The sequence below is a fragment of the Haematobacter sp. genome (assembly GCF_032102465.1).
GTDB lineage: Bacteria > Pseudomonadota > Alphaproteobacteria > Rhodobacterales > Rhodobacteraceae > Haematobacter.
Window position 1 is genome coordinate 217,494 of the sequence record NZ_DAMDHB010000001.1, and the last position, 21,180, is coordinate 238,673.

Genomic DNA, 21,180 nt, shown 5'->3' on the forward strand with positions numbered 1-21,180 from the left:
CCTCTTCAGCCCTTGTTGCGGTGGGTGAATTCCTCATTCAGACCGCGCACGAATCCCACCAGACCCCTCCGCCGCTTCCGTTCCAGCCGCTCCGCCGTGACGATGGCGCGCAGTTCCTCCTCAGCCGCGTCGATGTCACGGTTGATGAGCACATAGTCATATTCCGACCAGCGGCTGATCTCATCCAGACTGCGTGCCATGCGCCCGGCGATGACCTCGTCAGGATCCTGACCGCGCCCGCGGAGCCGCTGCTCAAGCTCCTTGATGGACGGCGGAAGGATGAAGACGGAGACGACATCCTCTCCCAAGCCGGAGTTGCGAATCTGCTGTCCTCCCTGCCAGTCAACGTCGAACAGCATGTCCCTGCCTTGCGAAAGCGCGGCCTCCACCGGCCCTCGGGGGGAACCATAGAGGTTCCCGAAGACTTCCGCATGCTCAAGCATCTCGCCCGCGGCCACCATCGCTTCGAATTCATCCCGCGTGCGGAAGAAGTATTCCCGCCCCTCGACCTCTCCCGGTCGCGGGGGGCGCGTAGTTGCGGAGACGGAAAATCCGATGGTCGGATCCCAGGTTGTCAATCGCTTCGACAGGGTCGATTTGCCCGCGCCGGAGGGCGAGGACAGGATGAGCAGGATGCCGCGACGCGCGATGCTGCGCCCTCCCGGATCATCGGAGAGCGGAACTTGCGTCGGTATCTCAGGCGGCATGGGTTAACCTTTTGTTCACTTTTCGCTGCCGCCCTGCGGCAAACAGCGGTATTAAAGTTTCGGTAAGGACGCTGACTGCGCTTGGCAACAACCAACCCGTCAACGCGCCGTGGTTTGGAGTACGAGTGTCATGAGTAACATCCGCATGGACGGGGTCGAGAGCGATCCCGTCCATCTTATCCGCATGGCTTGGGAAAAGGCTTGCCGGGAACTTCCTGTTCATGGATTGCCGCCCCGGTCCGCCCTTGCGGGGACGGCCATTGCCGGCGCGCTCCACGCCTGTTTCCTGCTGACCCGCGATGCCGCCTGGGGCTGGCGTTTCCGCTACGCGGGAAGGAGCCTGTCCGCCCTCACCGGAGAGGAGCCCGAACGCCTCCCTTTCGGCGCGATCTTTGAACCGGGCACGCGCGGGCATATCGCCGCCTGCCTCGAAGCCGTGACGAGCGACCGGGCACGCGCCGAACTCTCCCTCACCGAAGGCGGGTGCGAGCGGCGCATGGTGCTCCTCCCGCTTGCCCCGGACGCCGCCGGTCGCCCGCTCATCCTCGGCGCAATTCAGAGCGTCGCCGGGAACCGGAAACCTGCGGCGAATGGCACTCCGCTCCTGAGCCTCGGCACCATGCGCCTTGTCCCGGCGGAGGAAAGCAAGGTCATACGCGTGACATTCGGGCGGCCGATTCCCTGCGCACGCCCTGATGGGGCGGACGGCCTTTACACCCGCCGCTCGTGAGGCCATGCGGAACCCGGGCGGGAGGAAAGCTGTTCTTCCTTGACCTTGCCGGCGGCACGCGCCTTATTCCTGCTGCCGATCACCAAAGCGCGAGAGGAGTCTTCGATGGCTTTCACACTTCCCGATCTTCCCTATGCCCATGATGCGCTCGCATCCCTCGGCATGTCCAAGGAGACGCTCGAGTTCCACCACGACATCCACCACAAGGCCTATGTCGATAACGGCAACAAGCTGATTGCGGGGACCGAGTGGGAGTCCAAACCGCTCGAAGACATCGTGAAGGGCACCTATCAGGCCGGTGCCGTCGCGCAGTCGGGGATCTTCAACAATGCCTCGCAGCACTGGAACCACATCCTGTTCTGGGAAGTCATGGGTCCGGGCGAGGACAAGAAGATTCCGGGCGAGCTTGAAAAGGCGCTGACGGAAGCCTTCGGCTCCGTCGCCAAGTTCAAGGAAGAATTCGCCGCCGCGGGGGCCGGACAGTTCGGTTCCGGCTGGTCCTGGCTGGTCAAGGATGCCGATGGCGGCCTGAAGATCACCAAGACCGAGAACGGGGTGAACCCGCTCTGCTTCGGCCAGACGGCTCTGCTGGGCTGCGACGTGTGGGAACATTCCTACTACATCGACTTCCGCAACAAGCGGCCTGCCTACCTCACCAACTTCCTCGACAAGCTGGTGAACTGGGAAAACGTGGCCTCCCGTCTCTGAGGTCAGCATCGATCCCGACATCGACCCGACTTTCAGCCGGTAGCGTTGGAACGTATCGGGACGTCGGACAAGCAACCCGGCCCCCGCGCTCCAAGGCGCGGGGGCTTTCCACTGTGAGGAACCGGAGCCATGCCGGACAGTCAGCGCGGCCTTATCGCCGTCATTTCCAGCAGCGTGATCTGGGGGGTGCTCGGGCTTTACTACAAGCTGCTGTCCCATGTCCCGGCGCTGGAGATCCTCTCTCACCGGACGCTCTGGTCGGTCGTGTTCTTCGGCGCAATCCTTGCGGTGCAGGGTCGGCTCCCCGCCCTTCGGCGCGCGATGACCTCGCGGGAAGGTGGGCTCATCCTTTTCGGCGCCCTGATGATGGGCGTGAACTGGTTCGTCTATATCCTGTCGATCCAGATCGGCCACGCGCTCGAATCGAGCCTTGGCTACTACATCTTTCCGATGGTCGCAGTCCTGATCGGGCTGGTGGTGTTCCATGAACGCCTGTCATGGCTTCAATGGATCGCCGTCGCACTGGCGGCGACGGGGGTTCTGACGCTGACCATCGGCCTTGGGGTGGCGCCGTGGTTCTCTCTCGCGATCGCGGTGAGCTTCGGGCTTTACGGTCTCGCCAAGAAGAAGATCACCGCCGATGCAACGGTCTCCGTGACGGCGGAGGTGATGTTTCTGGCCCCGCTGGCGCTGGTCTGGCTGATCCTGCCGCATACGGAGGTTCCGGGAGCGGAGCATTTCGGCTCGGATTGGCGCACGACGCTTCTGCTGATCGGGACAGGGCCGCTTACCGCGATTCCGCTGATGCTGTTCACCTACGCCTCCCGGCGCATCCCGATGTCAACGCTGGGCGTCGTGCAGTATATCAACCCGACCATCCAGTTCTTCATCGCGACACTGGCGTTCGGGGAGCCGTTTACCCACGCGCACGCATTGGCCTTCCCGATGATCTGGCTGGCCGTACTGATCTATATCGTCGCCCTCCGCCGTCAGGCGAGCGCGGCGCGCAAACTGGCGGCGAGCCTCGGCACATCCGGCACTACCGTGTAGAAGTCGCGGATTTCCGCGCCCGCAAAACCCTCGCCGATCAACTGGTCGATGAGCCGGGCCAGCGGATCCCAGAAACCCTCGACATTGAGGATGAAGATCGGCTTGTCGTGAAGCTTGAGGTAGCGCCATGTCAGCACCTCAAAGAACTCGTCAAGCGTGCCGATACCGCCCGGCAGGACGACGACGGCATCCGAGTTCTGGTACATCACCGTCTTGCGCTCATGCATGTTCGACGTGACGATATAGGTGGACAGGTCGCGCTTGCCGACCTCCCACTTCACCAGATGCTCCGGGATCACGCCGAAGGTTTCCGCCCCCGCCATCTGCGCCGCGCGCGCCACTTCCCCCATCAGGCCAACGTCGCCCGCGCCATAGACGAGCCGCCAGTTCTGCTCGGCCAGCATGCGGCCCATCTCGGCCGCGGTCGTCGCATAAGGCGCGCGCGTTCCGGGACGGGCGCCGCAGAAGACGCAGACGGATTTTTCGGGCCGGGCCATGACATCGCTCCGTGAAGGTGGCTTTTCGCCGCTGTTCCTAGGGTGTCGCCTCGCGGCTCGCAAGGCCGGGGGCTTTGGCAGGTCATGCGCGCCAGATCCCGTGCAGAGCCAGTTGGGTCGCCGGGGCGAGCCTCGGCCTCCGGCCCATGGGCGCGAACCTTGGGGAAAGTGGCGCTATCCCAGAGGAGCAGGGGTGACCCCACGTGTGGCAGGCCCGGTGCCTCTGGCCTTCCGGCGCCCGGTCCGCTAGTGTCGCCACCCTTCCAGACGGAAACCCCCCATGTCCCATACACCAGAAACGATGAGCGAAAGCCGCAGCGCGTGGCGCACGATCCGGCGTGTGGCGCCCTATCTGTGGCCGGAGAATACGCCGTGGGTCTGGCGGCGCGTCGTCATCGCGATGGCCATCCTCGTGCTGGCCAAGCTCATCTCGGTCGTGGTGCCGTTCTTCTACAAGGCGGCAGTGGACAGCCTGTCGCACGAGGTGACGGGACCGCTCGGCATGCTTGGGCTGGGCGCAGTGGGCCTGACGGTCGCCTATGGTGTCGCGCGGCTCATGTCGGACGGTTTCGAGGAGTTGCGCGACGCGATCTTCGCCAAGGTCGGGATGCGCGCGCTGCACGGCCTCGCCATGGAGACGTTCGAACATATCCACCGGCTGTCCATGCGCTACCACATCACCCGGCGCACCGGTGCACTGTCCCGCGTGATGGAGCGGGGGGTGAAGAGCATCGACTTCCTGCTGCGCTTCATGCTGTTCTCCATCGGGCCGCTGATCCTTGAACTGGTGCTGGTGGGCATCATTCTCGCCCTGGTGTTCGACCCGACCTATACTCTGGTCGTGGGGGTGGTCATCGCCCTCTACATCCTGTTCACAACGATCGTCACCGAATGGCGCGTCCGTATGCGCAAGGAGATGAACGACCGGGATCAGGAGGCGAACCAGAAGGCGCTGGACAGCCTGCTGAACTACGAAACCGTCAAGTATTTCAATGCCGAAGGGCGTGAGGCCGCGCGCTATGACGTGGCCATGACGGGCTATCAGCGTGCCGCGCTGAAGACCTCCTATTCGCTGGCGTTCCTGAATGCCGGTCAGACGCTCATCATCACCTCCGGTCTGGTGATCGTCATGGTCATGGCCGCGCGCGGTGTGCAGGCGGGGACGCTGACCGTGGGCGATTTCGTGATGGTCAACGCCTACATGCTCCAGATCACCCTGCCGCTGGGCTTTCTCGGGACCGTCTATCGGGAGATACGTCAGGCGCTGGTGGACATGGCGGCGATGTTCGACCTGCTGGAGCAACCGACCGAAGTCGTGGATGCGCCCGATGCCTACCCGCTTCGCATCAGCGGCGGCGAGGTGGTTTTCGACGATGTGCACTTCGGCTACGACCCCGCCCGCCCGATCCTGAAGGGCCTGACCTTCCGCGCCGCTCCGGGAGAGACGGTGGCCATCGTCGGCCCGTCCGGTGCCGGGAAGTCAACCGTCGGTCGACTGCTCTTCCGCTTCTACGATGTGCAAAGCGGTGCAATCCGCATCGACGGACAGGATCTCCGCGATGTCACGCAGTCGAGTCTGCATGCCGCCATCGGGGTGGTGCCGCAGGACACGGTCCTGTTCAACGACTCGATCTTCTACAACATCGCCTATGGGCGCGAGGGCGCGACGCAAGAGGATGTGATCGGCGCCGCGCGGGCCGCCCGCATCCACGATTTCATCGAGAGCCTGCCCGAAGGGTATGACACGCAGGTGGGCGAACGCGGGCTGAAACTCTCCGGCGGGGAGAAGCAGCGCGTCGGCATCGCGCGGACGTTGCTGAAGAACCCGCCGATCCTGCTGCTGGACGAAGCCACTTCCGCACTCGACACGCAGACTGAGGCGGGGATCCGCGATTCGCTGGCTGAACTTGGCCGGGGGCGGACGGTGATTACCGTGGCGCACCGCCTTTCCACCATCGTGGATGCGAACCTGATACTCGTGCTGGATAACGGCACCGTGCAGGAAGCGGGCACGCATGCAGAGCTGCTGTCGCAGAAGGGCCGCTACGCCGCGCTCTGGATCCGGCAGGCGCTGGAAGAGGACGCGGCCTGAGGCGCCTGCACCGTCAGAACGACAACCGCATCGCGTGACTGCCCCGCTCCCGGTAGGGGGTGGTCGCGTAATGGGCCCGGTAGCATTTGGAGAAATGCGACGGGCTGGCAAAGCCGCAGGCCAGGGCCACGTTGATCACGCTCATGTCGGTCTGCATCAGCAGGTTCCGCGCTTTCTGCAGCCGAAGCTCCATGTAGTAGCGCTTGGGACTGCGGTTGAGATAGCGCCGGAACAGCCGTTCGAGCTGACGGGTGGACATCGCGACATCTTCAGCCAGCCGGGTTGGACTGATCGGCTCCTCGATATTGCGTTCCATCATCTGGATGACCTGGCTGAGCTTCGGGTGGCGGACGCCGATCCGGGTGGGGATGGAGAGGCGCTGCGTGTCCTGCCCCGTGCGGATGGAGGAATAGACCATCTGGTCCGCGACCGCGTTGGCCAGATCCTCTCCATGATCGTCGGCGATGATCTTCAGCATCATGTCGATGGCGGAGGTGCCGCCCGCGCTCGTCAGCCGGTTGCCGTCGGTGACGAAGACGGCCTTCGACAGCCGGACGTTCTCGAACTCCTCGATGAAGCTGTCCTGATTTTCCCAATGGATCGTCGCGCGCCGCCCGTCCAGCAAGCCCGCCCGCGCCAATGTCCAGGCACCGGTGCAGATCCCCGCCATCCGCCCGCCGCGCCGCGCCTCCCGCCGGAGCCAGGCCAGTACCCGCTTGGAGGAGGCCGCCTCTATCTCCAGCCCGCCGCAGATGATCAGCGTCTCCTCCCGGTCGAGCACGTCGAGCCCCATGTCCACCCGGAAGGCGCAGCCGTTGGAACAGACCGCCTGCACGCCGTTCTCCCCCGCAAGCTGCCATGAATAGAGCGTCTGCCCCGACATCATGTTGGCGATGCGCAACGGCTCCACGGCGCTTGCAAACGCGATGAGCGTGAAGCGATCAAGCAGAAGGAAGACGAACCGACGCGGCTGGACCTCTCCCGCGCGGCCATTCACGACACTTCTGCCAACTTCACGGGTTGGGCGGTCTTCATGGGGGCGGCCTTCGGGGGAGCGGCCAGAGACGATGGGCCCGTCGGGTCTCACGTCGCGCATGGATTGCGACCCTTCATGGCGTTTTCGCGACAAGAAAAGCAGGTCTCTCCTGCCCACGCAAGAGGTCACGTCTTAAGAACGATCGGATGGGATTGGGGTTTGCATGATGAGACCAACGCCCATATAACGGCAAGCCACTTTGTGCGGAGGCCATCATGAGCAAAGGCTGGAGCAAGTCGGACTGGCGTGCGCGCCCCCGGGTGCAGATGCCCGACTATCCCGAACCCGCGATTCTCGCGGAGGTGGAGTCGCAGCTTGGGAACTATCCGCCGCTCGTATTTGCCGGGGAGGCCCGCAAGCTCAAACGCGCGCTGGGAGAAGTGGCGCAGGGCAAGGCCTTTCTGCTTCAGGGCGGCGACTGCGCGGAGAGCTTCTCCGGCTTCTCCGCCGATGCGATCCGCGACACGTTCAAGGTGCTGCTCCAGATGGCCGTCGTGCTGACCTGGGGGGCCAAGGTGCCGGTCATCAAGGTCGGGCGCATGGCCGGACAGTTCGCGAAGCCCCGCTCCGCCCCGAACGAGATCGTGAACGGCGTCGAACTGCCGTCCTACAAGGGCGACATCATCAACGGTTTCGACTTCACCCCGGAGGCGCGGACGCCCGATCCCCGGCGGATGCTGCAAGCCTATACCCAGGCTGCCGCGTCGCTGAACCTGCTGCGTGCCTTCTCCACCGGCGGTTACGCGGATATCCACCGTGTTCATGCCTTCACCTCCCGCTTCACCGATCATGACGCGGCGGAGCGGTACCGGGAGATCTCCAACCGCATTTCCGACGCGCTCGACTTCATGAATGCGGCGGGCGTGAACGCCGACACCGCGCATGAGCTGGCAAAGGTGGATTTCTACACCAGCCATGAAGCGCTCCTGTTGGAATATGAGGAGGCGCTCTGCCGGATCGACTCGACCACCGGCCTGCCGGTCGCCGGATCGGGTCACATGATCTGGATCGGCGACCGTACCCGGCAGGTCGATGGCGCGCATGTGGAATTCTGCCGCGGTGTGCAGAACCCAATAGGGCTGAAATGCGGGCCGTCGCTCTCCAGCGATGACCTGAAACGCCTGCTGGCCAAGCTCAACCCCACGAACGAGGCCGGTCGGCTGACGCTGATTGCCCGGTTCGGCGCAGGCACCGTGGGCGACAATCTGCCCCGGCTCATCCGCGCGGTGCAGGAAGAGGGCGCGCAGGTGGTCTGGACCTGCGATCCCATGCACGGCAACACGATCAAATCGGCTTCCGGCTACAAGACGCGCCCCTTCGAATCGGTGCTCCGCGAGGTGCGGGAATTCTTCGACGTCCACAACGCCGAAGGCACGATCCCGGGTGGCGTCCATTTCGAGATGACCGGCGCGGACGTCACTGAATGCACCGGCGGGGTGCGGGCCGTGACGGACGAGGACCTGTCCTCCCGCTACCACACGGCCTGCGATCCGCGCCTGAACGCCAATCAGGCCCTGGAACTCGCCTTCCTCGTGTCAGCGGAACTTTCCACCCGCCGCGAGTCGCAACGGATCGTCGCGGGCGCGTGATCGCGCCCGGTTTCGCCGCCCGCAGTAAACCTGCAGGGCGGCGAAAACTCTGCCTTACGTAGGCCGGAACGAAAGCGAAGTCCGTCGCGGAGAGCAGTGCGGCCGGAGCGGCGCCCTGCCCGAGGAGGGTCAGCTTTCCGCCTTCTTCTCCCAGCGGCCGCTTTCCTCGCTCCAGTATTGCGCGCTGACGCCCGCGCCGGTCAGACGGCGCCATTGGCCGCGCGCGCCCTCCACCGCTCCGGGATCGGTTCCGTCGAAGAGGATGCACACCCGGTCGAGCGTCGCTGCCTCCTCGAGTTCCGCCTCTGCGCCGTCGATGCACATCAGGCAGCGCGCACCGTTCGTCACCGGCCCGGGCGTGAGCAGAACCGGTTGCGCCGCGTCCCATTCCCCCCCGAGGAGACCATGCGGCAGGAAGCCGTCCTCCGGCTCCAGCCACAACCTCTCATCAAGCCACGCGAGCCTGTCCGGCCGCGTTCCCCGCACGGCGACGCGCCAGCCTGCCTTCAGCGACCGGTCGATGAGAACCGGCAGAAGCGCTTCTGCCGGGGAGCGTGTCAGGTGATAGAAAAGCGCAGCCACCCGTCCTACGACTCGTAGCGGTCGCGGATCAGCCGGTCGAGGCTCATCACCCCCCAGCCGGTCGCGCCCTTCGGTCCGACGGTGGTGTCGCGCTTCACATGCGCCGTGCCCGCGATGTCCAGATGGATCCACGGTGTGCCGTCGGCGATGAACCGCTGGAGAAACTGTGCTGCGGTGACCGATCCCGCCTCCCGTCCGGCAGAGTTCTTGATGTCGGCGATGTTGGACCGGATGAGCCGGTCGTAACCATCGCCCAGAGGCAGCCGCCACGCACCCTCGCCCTCCGCCTTCGCCGCCGCGAGGAAGGCATCGCAGAAGGCATCGTCGTTGGAAAAGACGCCGGTCATCTCATGCCCGAGGGCCACGATCACCGCGCCCGTCAGGGTGGCGAGATCGACGATGCCGGAGGGCTGGAACCGCTCCTGCGCATACCAGAGCACGTCGGCCAGCACGAGGCGACCCTCGGCATCCGTGTTGTTCACCTCGATCGTCACGCCGCGCTTGGACTTTACCACATCGCCGGGGCGCTGTGCCTTGCCGTCGGGCATGTTCTCCACCAGGCCTACGACACCCACGACATTCGCCCGCGCCTTCCTCAGCGCGAGTGTCCGCATGACGCCCGCCACGACGCCCGCGCCCCCCATGTCCATGGTCATCTCCTCCATGCCGGCGCCCGGCTTCAGGGAGATACCACCCGTGTCGAAGACCACCCCCTTGCCGACAAGCGCGAGCGGCGGCGTGCCCACCTCTCCGCCCCGCCAGTGCATGACGACGACCTTCGAGGGGCTTTCCGACCCCTGCCCCACGCCCAGCAGCGCGCGCATGCCCAGATCGGCAAGATCGGCCTCCTCCAGTATCTCCACATCCAGCCCGAGTTCCTGCATCGCAGCCAGACGCGCGGCGAAATCGGTGGTGGTCAGGACGTTGGCGGGTTCATTGACGAGATCGCGGGTGAAAAACACCCCCTCCGCCAACGCGGCCATGGGCTGCGCGGCGGCGGCGACCTTCTCCGGGTCGGCGACCATCAGCGTGACGGTGCCCCGCTCCGCGGGCGGTTCGGACTTGTAGAGGCCGAAATCATAGGCGCGGAGCGCGAGCCCGAAGGAAAGCTCCGCCGCGCCGCCATTGCCGCCGACAAGCACGATCGCCCCTTTCGGCCCGACAGCCCGCCCGATGGCCGCGCCGGCCTTCCGGGCGATGGCCGCTTCCGGCTTCCGCGGCAGCTTCACCACCTGAACCGCCTCCGCCCCGATGCCCGCGGGCCAGGCCAGATCAACGGCGTCGCCCGGTTTCATCTTCTCGAACGCCTCGGAGGAGGCGAAACGCTCGATCGCTCCCTTCACAAGCCGGTTCAGCGGCCTGACCGTGGCATCCGGCTTGCCCGAGGGATCGATCAGAACGGCGATGCGTCCCTCAAAAGCGGCGAGCCCCTCGGAGGACATCTCGCGAAAATGGATGGCAACGGGTGAGGTCATGGCGGTCTCCGGTCTGAAACTGGCCGCTCCGGCGCGCAAAAAGCGACGCAGGACGGCAACGGTCCGCGCGAGGCTAGTGCCCGCGCCCCGGAATGGCCAGATAGCAGTTTTCCGTCCCCCCGTTTTCAGCTAGCGTCGCCCCACACCCGCCGAGCAGAGCGGCGAGCAGAGAAGGATCCTCCCGGCGTGCCCAGATTCGACAGATACATGCTGTCGCAGCTTCTGGCGGTGTTCGGCTTCTTCTCTCTCATTCTCGTCGCCGTCTATTGGGTGAACCGGGCGGTTTCGCTGTTCGATCAGATCATAGGATCGGGTCAGACGGCACTGGTGTTCTTCGAACTCTCCGCGCTGAGCCTTCCGAACGTCATTCGAATCGTCCTGCCGCTCTCCGCCTTTGCGGCCACGGTCTTCGTGACCAACCGCCTCGCCTCGGAGAGCGAGCTGGTCGTCATGCAGGCGACGGGTTTTTCTCCCTTTCGCCTTGCGCGGCCGGTGCTGATCTTCGGACTGATCGTTGCGGCGATCCTGTCGGTCCTCGCGCATTACCTCGTGCCCGCGAGCCGGGAGCGCTTCTCCGAGCGCAGCACCGAGATCTCGGAGAGCGTCTCGGCCCGGTTCCTGACGGAGGGGCAGTTCCTGCATCCTTCCGACGGGATCACCTTCTACATCCGCGACATCTCCTCCACCGGAGAGCTGCGGGATGTATTCCTGTCGGACAACAGGCAACCTGACGAGCTGACGTTCTACACTGCCAAGCGCGCCCTGTTCGCCCGCGGACCGCAGGGGCCGCTGCTCATCATGCTCGACGGTATGGCGCAGTCGCGCGAGGGTCGCACCCAACGGCTCTCCGTGATGCGATTCGACGACTTCACCTATGACATCGGCGCGCTGATGCGGGACGACAGGCGCATCTATACCGATGTCCGCAGCCTGCCGACGTCGATGCTCATCAATCCCCCGGACGAGGTCATCGCCAATCTGCGCAACCCCGATCCCGCAGCGCCGTTCCGCGAACTCCAGAGCCGTCTCTCCGCGCCGTTTCTGGCACCTGTGGCGGCGATGATCGGCTTCGCCACGCTGCTTCTCGGCGCCTTCAGCAGGTTTGGCCTGTGGCGGCAGGTGCTCGGCGCGATTCTCATGCTGGTGCTGGTGCAGTTTCTGGATAACGCCTTTACCAATCTCGCGCTCAGGAAGGCGTCCTACTGGCCCGCCTATTATGCCGCCCCTGTCATCGGCGCGCTGATTTCGGTGGCGATGCTGGCCTGGGCGGGACGCTCCCGGCGTGTCAGGCCTCACCCCAAACGCAGCGAGGCGGCGGCATGACGCTCTGGCTCTATTTTGGGCGGAAATTCCTGCTGACCGTTGCGGGGACATTTCTGGTGTTCTTCGGCATCATGTTCCTCATTGATCTGGTGGAGCAGGTCCGGCGCGGGGCCAGTGGCGGGCTGGCGGACGCCGCCTGGATCGCGTTCCTGCACAGCCCACAGGGCGTTTATGAAATTCTCCCGCTGGTGGTGTTGCTGGCCTCGATCGCGCTGTTCCTTTCGCTTGCAAGGACGAGCGAGCTCGTGGTGATCCGCGCCGTTGGGGTCTGGGTTTTCGAGGCACTGTCGCCTGCGCTGATCGGCGGGCTTATCGTCGGGATGCTGGCGGTGGCGGTGCTCAACCCCATTGCTTCGGCCACCAGCCGCAAGGCCGATGCCTCCCCTGAAGGCGGGGACGAGAACATCGTCTCCGTCAGCGGAGAGGCGATCTGGCTCCGTCAGGGGGATCGGGCGGGGCAGTGGGTGATCCGGGCCGACCGCGCCACCCCGGACGGGACGGAGCTGTTCAACGCCATCTTCATCGGTCTGGATACCGAAGGCACCCCCGTCCGGCGCGTGGAGGCCGCGCATGCGGTGCTGGGCCGCGGGGCCTGGGAGCTTACCGGGGTGAAGGACTGGCCGATGGAGGCCCCCAATCCCGAACGGGATGCGGAGCGGCATGAGACGCTGACTCTCAACACCAACCTGACCCAGCAGGAAATCCGCAACAGCTTCGAAGCCCCCGGCATGATCTCCTTCTGGCAACTGCCGGAACAGATCCGAAGGCTGGAGCGGGCGGGCTTCTCCTCTCGCAGTCACCAGGTGCTTTTCCATATGGAGCTGGCGACACCGTTCCTCATCGTCGCGATGATCCAGATCGCGGCCGGTTTCACGATGCAGCCCGCCCGCGCCGGCAGGACGGGCGTAAAGGTGCTGATCGCCGTTCTGATAGGTTTCGCTCTGTTCTTCCTGCGGAATTTCGCGCAGATACTCGGCAACAACGGCCAGATTCCCGTCCTGCTCGCGGCCTGGGGCCCGCCCGTCGCAGGGCTGCTCTTTTCGGCAGGGCTTCTGCTTCACATGGAGGACGGATGAAGTCGCGTCCCGCCCTCACCCGCCTTCTGGCGCTTGCTCTGACCACGGCGCTTGCTTCTCCCGCAAGCGCGGAAGACGGACTTGCGACGCTCGTTGCCGACGATGTCCGCATCCTGTCCGATGACAGGCTGCTGGCGCAGGGCAATGTGGAGGTGCTCTGGCAGGGGGTCACGCTGAAAGCCCGGCGTATCCTCTACGACCGCAACCAGGACGAGGTGACGATCGAAGGCCCGATGACGCTGGTTGAGGGGCCCGACCAGATCGCCCTCGCCTCCAGCGCGGAGTTGTCCTCCGACCTCACCCGCGGTGTGCTGAAAAGCGCGCGGATCGTGCTCGATCAGCAGATGCAGATCGCCGCCAACGAGATCGCGCGAACCGGCGGGCGCTATACCAAGATGACGCGCGTCGTGGCCTCCTCCTGCCAGGTCTGTCCGGGCGGGCGGCAGGTGCCGCTGTGGGAGATCCGGTCGGCGGAAGTGCTGCACGATCAGGAAACCCGGCTGATGTATTTCAAGGATGCCACCTTCCGCGTCATGGGCGTTCCGGTGATGTATCTGCCAAGCCTGCGGATGCCGGACCCGAGCGTTGACCGCGCGCCCGGCCTGTTGCCGCTGAAGTTCTTTCATCAGAGCGATCTTGGTTATGGCATGCAGGTGCCCTACTTCCTGCCGCTGGGTGACCATGCCGACCTGAGAATCGCCCCGCTGGTGACGACGGGCGGGGCTGTCATGGTCGAAAACACCTATCGTCAGGCGTTGAATGGCGGCTGGATGGAATGGACGGGTGCAATCGCCACCGACGATCTCGATAACGGCCCCTCGCTCCGCCACTACCTGCGGGGAGAAGGCCAGCTCGCGTTTCCCGCCCAGTTCACGATGAAATTCGACGTCTATTCGATCAGTGACCCCAATTTCCTCAATGATTACGAGTTGGATGACAAGGACCGGCTCGAATCCACCGTTCAGGTTTACCGCGCACGGCGGGATGAACTCATCAGCCTTGAGGCCCTGCATTACCGGTCTCTCAGCGAGGCCGAGGATAACTCCGTTCTGCCCAATCTCATGCTCGACGGAACATGGGAGCGGCGGATGCCCGTGCCGGAGGCGGGCGGCATCGCGACATTCGGGGCACAGGTGATGACCTATCACAATCGCTCGGATTCGCTTTATGATCTGAACGGCGACGGGGTGGCGGATGGTCGCGACATGCGGCGTTTCAGCCTTTACGGCAACTGGCAGCGCGACTGGGTCACGGCTCCCGGTCTCGTTGTCACGGCGACGGGCGATCTGCGGGCCGATGCCTTCTGGTTCAGCAACACACCCGAAAGCGACCCGGAGTTCACCCGCGTCGTACCCACCTTCGGCACCAAGCTGAGCTGGCCCTTCGTTCGCAGCACCGCCGGCGGCGGCAGTGAGGTGCTGACACCCATGGCTCAGGTCGTCTGGAGCCCCGAAGGCCGTCGCAGCCCGCTGAACGAGGACAGCCTGCTCGTCGAGTTCGACGAAGCCAACCTGTTCTCCCTCGACCGATTCCCCGGAGAGGACGCCTATGAGGAAGGCTGGCGGGCAAATCTGGGCGCGACATGGACCCGTATCGATCCGGCGGGCTGGACGCTCGGCATCACCGCGGGTCGTGTGTTCCGCTGGAGCGGGGATGAGGAACAATTCAGCCCGGCGAGCGGCCTCGACGGGCAAGGATCGGATTGGCTGACCTCCGTCCGGCTCGACTGGGGCAACGGGATCAGCCTCGTCAACCGGTCTCTGTTCGAAGGATTGCTGGACTTTTCCAAGAATGAGTTCCGTCTGGGCTATGACCGGGGGCCGATGAATCTGGCGACGAGCTTTGTCTGGCTGGATGCGGATCAGCGGGAGATGCGCGAAACTTCGCGCTCCGTCTGGGCATGGGACGCGGAGTATGATTTCAACGACCGCTGGACCGGGACCTCGGAATGGCGTTATGACTTCTCGGAGCACAGGGCGGCACGCGCAGCGCTCGGAGTGGTTTATCGCAACGAATGCGTTCAGGTGGATCTGGAAGTCTCCCACCGCCTGACAAGTTCGCTCGGCGATGAGACCAGCACCCGGGTCGATCTGTCGGTGGAGCTTCTGGGCTTCGGCAATGGCGGACGACGCCCGCCCGTGACAAGAACCTGCGCCGGCTGAACGGCGCGAGAACCGGCCGCGCCCGCGCGGCGAGGAAGAGCAGAACGGACGACCGATGCGCCTCATCCCGCTTGCTACCGCTTTGGCCCTGACCTTCGGTGCCATGTCCCCCGCTCCCGCCGTGGCGCAGGGGCTGTTCACCGCGCGTGCCTATGTGAATGGCGCCGCAATCACCGAATTCGAACTCCGGCAACGGATGCTGTTCATGCAGCAGCTCGGCGCGGGTGGTCTGACGGAGAGGCAGGCGATGGAGGCGCTGATCGATGATCGGCTCTACCTCATCGCGGGCAGGATCCAGAAAGTCAGCGTCACCGACGATCAGCTTCGAACGGGCATGCGGGAATTTGCCGAACGCGGGCAACTGACCGTCGAGCAACTCACCCAGCGCCTCGCGGGCGTGGGGGTGTCGGAGGAAACCTTCCGGGAGTTCGTGCGCGCCGGACTGATCTGGCGGGAAGTGGTGCGGACGCGGTTCGGGGGGCGTGTCACCGTCACCGAGGCCGATATCGATCGCGCCCTGCAGGTCGAATCCATCCGGCCGGAGCGGGAAATCCTTCTGTCGGAGATCATCCTTCCCACCGTTGCGCCCTATGCGGAACAAAGCCGCCAGATCGCGGACCTGATCCGCGAGAACGTGCATAACAGCAACGATTTCGCTGAAGCGGCGAGCCGCTTCTCCGCCTCGCAATCGCGCGAGCAGGGCGGCCGGCTCGAGTGGATCCGGGAGGCGAACATGCCCCCGCAGATCCGTGAAGTCCTGGACGGCATGCGGCCCGGGCAGATGTCGCGCGAAGTGCAGGTGCCGAACGCCATCGCCATCTTCTTCCTGAGGGAACGACGGGACACCCCCCGTCCAGCGCCTGCCGCCACCACGCTCGACTATGCGGAAGTACTTCTGGCGAATGGTCATGCGCCGGAAACAGTGGAGGAGGCGGCAAAGCTCCGCGCCCGCGTCGATAGCTGCGACGATCTTTACGCAGCACTCAGGGGCGCTCCGGCCGCCGTGCAGCGCCACAGCGCCAGCCCCGGCCAGCTGCCAGCCGACGTCGCGATGGAACTCGCGCGCCTCGACCAGAACGAGACCTCCACCAGCCTCGTCCAGGGCGACTCGCTGCGGGTGCTGATGCTGTGCAGCCGCACGCTGACACAGGCGGAGCCGCCCAACCGCGATCAGGTCCGCACGCAACTGCTGAACCAGCGGGCCGGCAAGCTCGCGGACAACTACCTTGCGGAACTTCGCGCCAATGCGATCATCCGTGGCCAATGAGCAGCTTTGACATCCTCCCCATCGCTCTGACCTGCGGCGAGCCTGCGGGCATCGGCCCGGAAATCGCCGCCCGCGCCTGGGAGGAGATCGGCAGCCGCCTGCCCTTCTTCCTGATCGGCGACCCCTCGCATCTGCCGAAGGGGACGCCCGTGCGCGAGATCGGCCACCCGCGGGAGGCCGAGCGCGCCGCGATGCATGGGCTTCCCGTCCTGCCGCACCCGTTCGACGGCCCGGCCATTCCCGGCAATCCCGACCCGCGCAACGCCCGCAGTGTGATCGACGTCATTTCCCGCGCCGTGCAGCTCGTTCAGGCGGGTGAGGCGGGGGCGGTCTGCACTGCGCCGATCAGCAAGAAGGCATTGCAGGACGGGGCGGGTTTCGCCTTTCCGGGACATACCGAATATCTCGCGCATCTTGCGGGCGTGAGCCGTGTGGTGATGATGCTCGCCTGCCCCGATCTGCGCGTGGTGCCCGCGACGATCCACATCCCTCTGGCCGAGGTTCCGCAGCAACTCACGCGGCGCCTGCTGACGGAGACGATCCAGATCACGCACAACGCACTCCGCCAGGACTTCGGCATCGGCGCCCCCCGCATCGCCATCGCCGGGCTGAACCCCCATGCCGGTGAGGGTGGCGCCATGGGGCGGGAGGAGATCGAGACGATCCTGCCGGTGATCGAGAGCTTCCGCAGCGAGGGCTACTCGCTCGCCGGACCGCTTGCCGGGGATACGATGTTCCACCCCGCGGCGCGGGCGAAATATGACGCCGCGATCTGCATGTATCACGATCAAGCGCTGATCCCGATCAAGACGATCGACTTCGCCCATGGCGTGAATGTGACGCTGGGCCTGCCGTTCATCCGCACCTCGCCCGACCACGGCACCGCCTTCGACATCGCGGGCAAGGGGGTGGCTGACCCCGCCAGCCTCATCGCGGCGCTGGAAATGGCCGCGGAACTTTCCCGGACCCGCCGGACGTGAGCGCGATCGACGGCCTGCCGCCGCTCCGCGAGGTGATCGCGGAATACGGCCTGTCGGCGCGCAAGCAGCTCGGCCAGAACTTCCTGCTCGACCTCAATCTGACGGCGAAAATCGCGCGCTCTGCTGGCGATCTGACCGGAGCGGATGTGCTGGAAGTCGGCCCCGGCCCCGGCGGGCTGACGCGCGGTTTGCTGGCGGAAGGGGCGCGGCACGTGCTCGCCATCGAAAAGGATCCCCGCTGTATTCCCGCGCTGGAGGAAATCGCGGCGCACTACCCCGGCCGGCTGGACCTCGTGGAGGGGGATGCGCTCACGGTGGACCTGACGGGACGCCTGACCCCGCCCATCCGCATCGTCGCCAACCTGCCCTATAACGTGGGCACGGAGCTGCTGGTCCGCTGGCTCACGCCGCCGCAATGGCCGCCGTTCTGGCAGAGCCTGACGCTGATGTTCCAGAAAGAGGTGGCCGAGCGGATCGTGGCCAAGCCCGGCAGTCCTGCCTACGGGCGCCTGGCCCTGCTCGCCCAATGGCGGACGGAGGCACGGATCGTCATGACCTTGCCGCCCGACGCCTTCACCCCCCCGCCCAAGGTGCATTCCTCGGTCGTGCATCTCGTCGCGCGGGCCGAACCCGCCTACCCGGCTGATCCCGCCATCTTGTCACGCGTTGTCGCTGCCGCCTTCAACCAGCGGCGAAAGATGCTGCGCTCCAGCCTCAAGGGCCTCGCACCGGATATCGAGGATCGTCTACTCTCCGTGGGCATCAAACCCACCGAACGGGCGGAGCAGCTCTCTCTGGAGCAGTTCTGCGCCCTTTCCCGGACTTTCGGCTGAGGCTTCAAGCAAAAAGCCGGGCGTCACTGCCCGGCTTTTTGTTTGATCCACAAAGAACCTGCGCCGTCATTCGGCTGCAGGCGCCTCGCTGTTTTCCGACTTCTTACGCGTGGGAGAGCGGCGGCGCGGGCGCGGCTTGGCCTCCCCCCCGTCTTCCGACGGCTGCACGGCCTTGGGCGTGCGTGTGCGGCGCGGACGTGCTTCGACAGCCTCAGGCGCAGGCTCCGCTGCGGGCGCCTCCTGCGCAGCTTCCGCCGGGTTGACGTCGGCGCGCGGTGCCGTCGCTGCGGGCGCCTCCTGCTCGGCGGTCGGCTCCGGCCGCGGGGCAGCGGGTGCCTGCATCTCCGGCGTCACGACGAGACCGCTGTCCCCTTCGCCATCCAGTTCGATCACGTCGGCGGAGGAATCCGTCGCAGGCCGTTGCGAGGGGGTGTAGAAAGCGGGCTGCTCCTGTGAGCGACCCTCATCCTCGCGGTGACGGCGGGGCTGCTGCCCCTGATCGCGGTAGTCACGCTGACCGTCGCGGTTGCCACCATTGCCCTGCTGGCTGTTGCCCTGCTGGTTATGGTGGCCGTTGCTTTCCTGATATTCGCGGCGGGCATCGGCTTCCCGCTGAAGCTCGCGCTGCGCTTCTCCCAACATGCGGGTGTAGTGCTCGGCATGCTGGAGAAAGGCTTCCGCTGCAACCCTGTCGTTCGACAGTTGGGCATCGCGCGCAAGGATAAGGTATTTCTCGATAATCTGCTGGGGCGTGCCCCGCACCTTTCCCTCAGGCCCGGAGCTGTCGAAGACCCGGTTCACGATATTTCCCATCGTGCGCGGGCGGTTCGACTTCGAACGCGAACGTGACTTGGATGATCTCATGTGTACTGTGTTTCCAGCGTTGATCTGGGGTCCGTCAGAACCGCGGCAGCGCCGCGCCGCAAGATCCCGGTCCGTGCTCTTGGCTAATTCGCGCCGGTCAACCTCGAAACGGGTTTCCTCTGCGCAGGGCCGAATAAACACGGGGACTTCGACAAAACAAGTGAATTCTGGGCTTCAGTGCAACTTTCTGCTGCCTGCTACCCGAGAATTGGCGCATTTGCACCTTACCGGGTCACCGCGCCGTCACGACACGGTCCCTTCCGTCCATATCTGGGGCGATATTTACCGATTGAAACCCCTCATCACGAAAAAGCTTGGCCACATCCTTACCCTGCGTCGGGCCGATTTCAACCATGACGCGCGCCCCCGGCTTCAGATGCGCAGACGCCTCACGGGCGATCAGGCGATAGGCGTCAAGCCCGTCTCCTCCGGGCGTAAGCGCCAGATGCGGCTCCCAGTCACGCACCTCAGGGTCAAGTAACGCCATTTCGGCTGCCGCGATATAGGGCGGGTTGGACACGATGAGATCAAACTGATCGCTGACATCGGAAAACCAGTCGGACACTATGAAATCTGCAAGAACACCCAGCCGCGAGGCGTTGTCCCGCGCCACCGCGAGCGCCGCAGGACTCACGTCCACGCCCAGCCCCCTCGCCTCCGGCCGCTCCGCCAGCAGGGTCAGCAGGATCGCCCCCGATCCGGTTCCAAGGTCCAGCACCGCACCGAACGGCTCGGCCAACGCAAGCTCCACCAGCGTTTCCGTTTCGGGTCGCGGGTCCAGCACGTCACGGTTTACGTGAAAACTCCGCCCCCAGAACAGTCGCTCTCCGACGATCTGGGAGAGCGGGCGACGTCTGCAACGCTCATTTATCGCCGCGTTGAACTTAGTAATAACAGCATCTTCTACGGGATCGTGAAGGTGAAGCATGAGCCTATCCGGCGCCACGCCCAACGCAAAGGTCAGCAGCCGCCGCGCTTCACGTGCCGGATCGGCCACACCGGCGTCGGCAAGGCGGCGCGCCGCCGCCGGCAACAGGTCCGCCGCTCTCACCCTTCCATCTCGGCAAGTTTGGCTGCCTGGTCCGCGGCAACCAGCGCGTCGATGATCTCCGTCAGATCGCCATCCATGATCTGATCCAGACGATAGAGGGTGAGGTTGATGCGGTGATCCGTCATGCGCCCCTGGGGGAAGTTGTAGGTGCGGATCCGCTCACTCCGGTCGCCGGAGCCGACCTGGGCCTTGCGGTCGGCGGCGCGGGCTTCCTCCGCGCGGTGCCGTTCAAGGTCGTAGAGCCGAGCGCGGAGCACCTGCATCGCAATCGCCCGGTTCTGATGCTGCGATTTCTCGGAGGAGGTCACCACGATCCCCGTCGGCAAGTGGGTGATCCGCACAGCCGAATCGGTTGTGTTCACATGCTGCCCACCGGCGCCGGATGCCCGCATCGTATCTATGCGGATGTCGGCCGCGGGAATATCGATATCCACTTCCTCCGCTTCCGGCAGCACCGCGACCGTGGCAGCGGAGGTGTGGATACGGCCACCGGACTCGGTCTCGGGCACCCGCTGCACCCGATGGACACCGCTTTCATATTTCAGCCGGGCGAATACGCCTTCTCCCTGCACGGAGGCCACGACTTCCTTTACCCCGCCAAGCTCGGTTTCCTGCAGATCGAGCACCTCGAACCGCCAGCCCTGCCGATCGGCATGGCGTTGATACATGCGCAGGAGATCACCCGCGAACAACGCAGCCTCCTCCCCGCCCGTTCCGGGACGTATCTCCAGCATTGCGGGACGCGCATCGGCAGCGTCCTTTGGGAGTAGCGCGATGCGCAACGCTTCCTCCAGCGCGGGCCGTGCGGCGCGGAGAGCGGGAATCTCATCCTCTGCAAGCGCCCGCATTTCCGGGTCCGCCAGCAGGGTCTCCGCCTCCTCCAGATCGCGCAAAAGCTGGCGATAATCGGCGATCCGGGCGACGACGGGCTTCAGCTCCGCATATTCGCGAGCGAGGGATGCAATCTCCGCCGGGCTGGCGCCACCGTTCAGCTTCGCCTCCAGAAACTGGAAACGGCGGTCGATCCGGTCGAGCTTATCAAAGGGCACCATGCCAGCGGGTTTAGTCGAACAGCGGACCGGGTCAAGCGCAAGCCGCAAGGCGGGCCGGTGGAAACGGGATGGGGAATAGTTGCGCAATAAATCATGATGATCGAAT

Annotated in this window: 19 protein-coding genes; 11 read left to right on the forward strand and 8 right to left on the reverse strand. The window is 65.1% G+C overall.

Going from position 1 to position 21,180, the window contains the following annotated elements; genetic code table 11:
• Window positions 1-5 precede the first annotated feature (5 nt).
• Window positions 6-650 carry a guanylate kinase gene (gene gmk / locus RT513_RS01050; protein WP_290689807.1) on the reverse strand — a complete coding sequence of 215 codons (645 nt, stop codon included), beginning with the start codon at window positions 648-650 and terminating at the stop codon, window positions 6-8.
• A gap of 187 nt (window positions 651-837) precedes the next feature.
• Here gmk and RT513_RS01055 point away from each other — a divergent pair, with 187 nt between their 5' ends.
• The 3 genes from RT513_RS01055 to rarD all read left to right on the forward strand — a co-directional run bounded on the left by RT513_RS01055 (window position 838) and on the right by rarD (window position 3,195).
• Window positions 838-1,437, forward strand: a complete 600-nt coding sequence (locus tag RT513_RS01055; protein WP_290689569.1) for a PAS domain-containing protein — start codon at window positions 838-840, stop codon at window positions 1,435-1,437.
• A gap of 105 nt (window positions 1,438-1,542) precedes the next feature.
• On the forward strand, window positions 1,543-2,145 hold the full coding sequence (locus RT513_RS01060; protein ID WP_035740913.1) for a superoxide dismutase: 603 nt from the start codon (window positions 1,543-1,545) through the stop codon (window positions 2,143-2,145).
• A gap of 129 nt (window positions 2,146-2,274) precedes the next feature.
• Window positions 2,275-3,195, forward strand: coding sequence for an EamA family transporter RarD (gene rarD / locus RT513_RS01065; RefSeq protein WP_088213894.1), 921 nt, complete (start codon window positions 2,275-2,277; stop codon window positions 3,193-3,195).
• Here the strand turns inward: rarD and RT513_RS01070 are convergent.
• Entirely contained in the window at window positions 3,135-3,692 is a 558-nt protein-coding gene (locus RT513_RS01070; RefSeq protein ID WP_290689570.1) for a TIGR00730 family Rossman fold protein, read from the reverse strand. The two genes, rarD and RT513_RS01070, sit on opposite strands and share 61 nt — an antisense overlap.
• 280 nt (window positions 3,693-3,972) lie before the next feature.
• Between RT513_RS01070 and RT513_RS01075 the strand changes: the two genes are divergently transcribed.
• Complete coding sequence (locus RT513_RS01075; RefSeq protein WP_290689571.1) at window positions 3,973-5,784, forward strand: ABC transporter ATP-binding protein/permease; 1,812 nt, start codon at window positions 3,973-3,975, stop codon at window positions 5,782-5,784.
• A 13-nt stretch (window positions 5,785-5,797) separates the two neighbouring features.
• On the opposite strand, the gene RT513_RS01080 is transcribed toward RT513_RS01075, so the two are convergent.
• Window positions 5,798-6,880 (reverse strand): GlxA family transcriptional regulator, encoded by a 1,083-nt coding sequence (locus tag RT513_RS01080; protein ID WP_290689573.1) that lies wholly within the window; start codon window positions 6,878-6,880, stop codon window positions 5,798-5,800.
• 155 nt (window positions 6,881-7,035) lie between these two features.
• Between RT513_RS01080 and RT513_RS01085 the strand changes: the two genes are divergently transcribed.
• Window positions 7,036-8,409, forward strand: a complete 1,374-nt coding sequence (locus RT513_RS01085) for a class II 3-deoxy-7-phosphoheptulonate synthase (protein WP_088213898.1) — start codon at window positions 7,036-7,038, stop codon at window positions 8,407-8,409.
• A gap of 129 nt (window positions 8,410-8,538) precedes the next feature.
• Here the strand turns inward: RT513_RS01085 and RT513_RS01090 are convergent, their stop codons facing one another.
• Together RT513_RS01090 and RT513_RS01095 are read right to left on the reverse strand one after the other, a co-directional pair.
• Window positions 8,539-8,991 carry a DNA polymerase III subunit chi gene (locus RT513_RS01090; RefSeq protein ID WP_290689576.1) on the reverse strand — a complete coding sequence of 151 codons (453 nt, stop codon included), beginning with the start codon at window positions 8,989-8,991 and terminating at the stop codon, window positions 8,539-8,541.
• Window positions 8,992-8,996: 5 nt separating this feature from the next.
• Window positions 8,997-10,466, reverse strand: coding sequence for a leucyl aminopeptidase (locus RT513_RS01095; RefSeq protein ID WP_290689578.1), 1,470 nt, complete (start codon window positions 10,464-10,466; stop codon window positions 8,997-8,999).
• A 186-nt stretch (window positions 10,467-10,652) separates the two neighbouring features.
• On the opposite strand from RT513_RS01095, the gene lptF reads away from it, so the two are divergent.
• Genes lptF through rsmA form a run of 6 tightly spaced genes read left to right on the forward strand, consistent with a single transcriptional unit; the run spans window position 10,653 to window position 18,107 of the window.
• Window positions 10,653-11,789, forward strand: a complete 1,137-nt coding sequence (gene lptF / locus RT513_RS01100; RefSeq protein ID WP_290689580.1) for an LPS export ABC transporter permease LptF — start codon at window positions 10,653-10,655, stop codon at window positions 11,787-11,789.
• Window positions 11,786-12,865 (forward strand): LPS export ABC transporter permease LptG, encoded by a 1,080-nt coding sequence (gene lptG, locus RT513_RS01105; RefSeq protein ID WP_290689582.1) that lies wholly within the window; start codon window positions 11,786-11,788, stop codon window positions 12,863-12,865. Before lptF ends, lptG begins: the two co-directional genes overlap by 4 nt.
• Window positions 12,862-15,027 (forward strand): LPS-assembly protein LptD, encoded by a 2,166-nt coding sequence (locus RT513_RS01110; RefSeq protein ID WP_290689584.1) that lies wholly within the window; start codon window positions 12,862-12,864, stop codon window positions 15,025-15,027. The genes lptG and RT513_RS01110 overlap by 4 nt, the downstream gene beginning before the upstream one ends.
• Before the next feature lie 55 nt (window positions 15,028-15,082).
• Window positions 15,083-16,294 carry a peptidylprolyl isomerase gene (locus RT513_RS01115; RefSeq protein WP_088213904.1) on the forward strand — a complete coding sequence of 404 codons (1,212 nt, stop codon included), beginning with the start codon at window positions 15,083-15,085 and terminating at the stop codon, window positions 16,292-16,294.
• Window positions 16,291-17,274, forward strand: coding sequence for a 4-hydroxythreonine-4-phosphate dehydrogenase PdxA (gene pdxA, locus RT513_RS01120; RefSeq protein WP_290689587.1), 984 nt, complete (start codon window positions 16,291-16,293; stop codon window positions 17,272-17,274). Before RT513_RS01115 ends, pdxA begins: the two co-directional genes overlap by 4 nt.
• On the forward strand, window positions 17,271-18,107 hold the full coding sequence (gene rsmA, locus RT513_RS01125; protein ID WP_290689588.1) for a 16S rRNA (adenine(1518)-N(6)/adenine(1519)-N(6))-dimethyltransferase RsmA: 837 nt from the start codon (window positions 17,271-17,273) through the stop codon (window positions 18,105-18,107). The genes pdxA and rsmA overlap by 4 nt, the downstream gene beginning before the upstream one ends.
• 66 nt (window positions 18,108-18,173) lie before the next feature.
• Here rsmA and RT513_RS01130 read toward each other — a convergent pair whose 3' ends face one another.
• The 3 genes from RT513_RS01130 to prfA form a co-directional block, all read right to left on the reverse strand.
• Window positions 18,174-18,971: a DUF4167 domain-containing protein gene (locus RT513_RS01130; protein WP_290689589.1), complete on the reverse strand. Its 798-nt coding sequence runs from the start codon at window positions 18,969-18,971 to the stop codon at window positions 18,174-18,176.
• Between the two features lie 232 nt (window positions 18,972-19,203).
• On the reverse strand, window positions 19,204-20,022 hold the full coding sequence (gene prmC, locus RT513_RS01135) for a peptide chain release factor N(5)-glutamine methyltransferase (protein WP_290689591.1): 819 nt from the start codon (window positions 20,020-20,022) through the stop codon (window positions 19,204-19,206).
• Window positions 20,019-21,074, reverse strand: coding sequence for a peptide chain release factor 1 (prfA, locus tag RT513_RS01140; protein ID WP_290689593.1), 1,056 nt, complete (start codon window positions 21,072-21,074; stop codon window positions 20,019-20,021). The genes prmC and prfA overlap by 4 nt, the downstream gene beginning before the upstream one ends.
• Window positions 21,075-21,180: the final 106 nt, after the last annotated feature.

Bases quoted from the DNA above. Each gene is read 5' to 3' on its own strand.
- RT513_RS01055 (WP_290689569.1), top strand. From the start codon at position 838: ATGAGTAACATCCGCATGGACGGGGTCGAGAGCGATCCCGTCCATCTT.
- RT513_RS01060 (WP_035740913.1), top strand. From the start codon at position 1,543: ATGGCTTTCACACTTCCCGATCTTCCCTATGCCCATGATGCGCTCGCA.
- rarD (WP_088213894.1), top strand. From the start codon at position 2,275: ATGCCGGACAGTCAGCGCGGCCTTATCGCCGTCATTTCCAGCAGCGTG.
- RT513_RS01070 (WP_290689570.1), bottom strand. From the start codon at position 3,692: ATGGCCCGGCCCGAAAAATCCGTCTGCGTCTTCTGCGGCGCCCGTCCC.
- RT513_RS01075 (WP_290689571.1), top strand. From the start codon at position 3,973: ATGTCCCATACACCAGAAACGATGAGCGAAAGCCGCAGCGCGTGGCGC.
- RT513_RS01080 (WP_290689573.1), bottom strand. From the start codon at position 6,880: ATGCGCGACGTGAGACCCGACGGGCCCATCGTCTCTGGCCGCTCCCCC.
- RT513_RS01085 (WP_088213898.1), top strand. From the start codon at position 7,036: ATGAGCAAAGGCTGGAGCAAGTCGGACTGGCGTGCGCGCCCCCGGGTG.
- RT513_RS01095 (WP_290689578.1), bottom strand. From the start codon at position 10,466: ATGACCTCACCCGTTGCCATCCATTTTCGCGAGATGTCCTCCGAGGGG.
- lptG (WP_290689582.1), top strand. From the start codon at position 11,786: ATGACGCTCTGGCTCTATTTTGGGCGGAAATTCCTGCTGACCGTTGCG.
- RT513_RS01110 (WP_290689584.1), top strand. From the start codon at position 12,862: ATGAAGTCGCGTCCCGCCCTCACCCGCCTTCTGGCGCTTGCTCTGACC.
- RT513_RS01115 (WP_088213904.1), top strand. From the start codon at position 15,083: ATGCGCCTCATCCCGCTTGCTACCGCTTTGGCCCTGACCTTCGGTGCC.
- pdxA (WP_290689587.1), top strand. From the start codon at position 16,291: ATGAGCAGCTTTGACATCCTCCCCATCGCTCTGACCTGCGGCGAGCCT.
- RT513_RS01130 (WP_290689589.1), bottom strand. From the start codon at position 18,971: ATGAGATCATCCAAGTCACGTTCGCGTTCGAAGTCGAACCGCCCGCGC.
- prfA (WP_290689593.1), bottom strand. From the start codon at position 21,074: ATGGTGCCCTTTGATAAGCTCGACCGGATCGACCGCCGTTTCCAGTTT.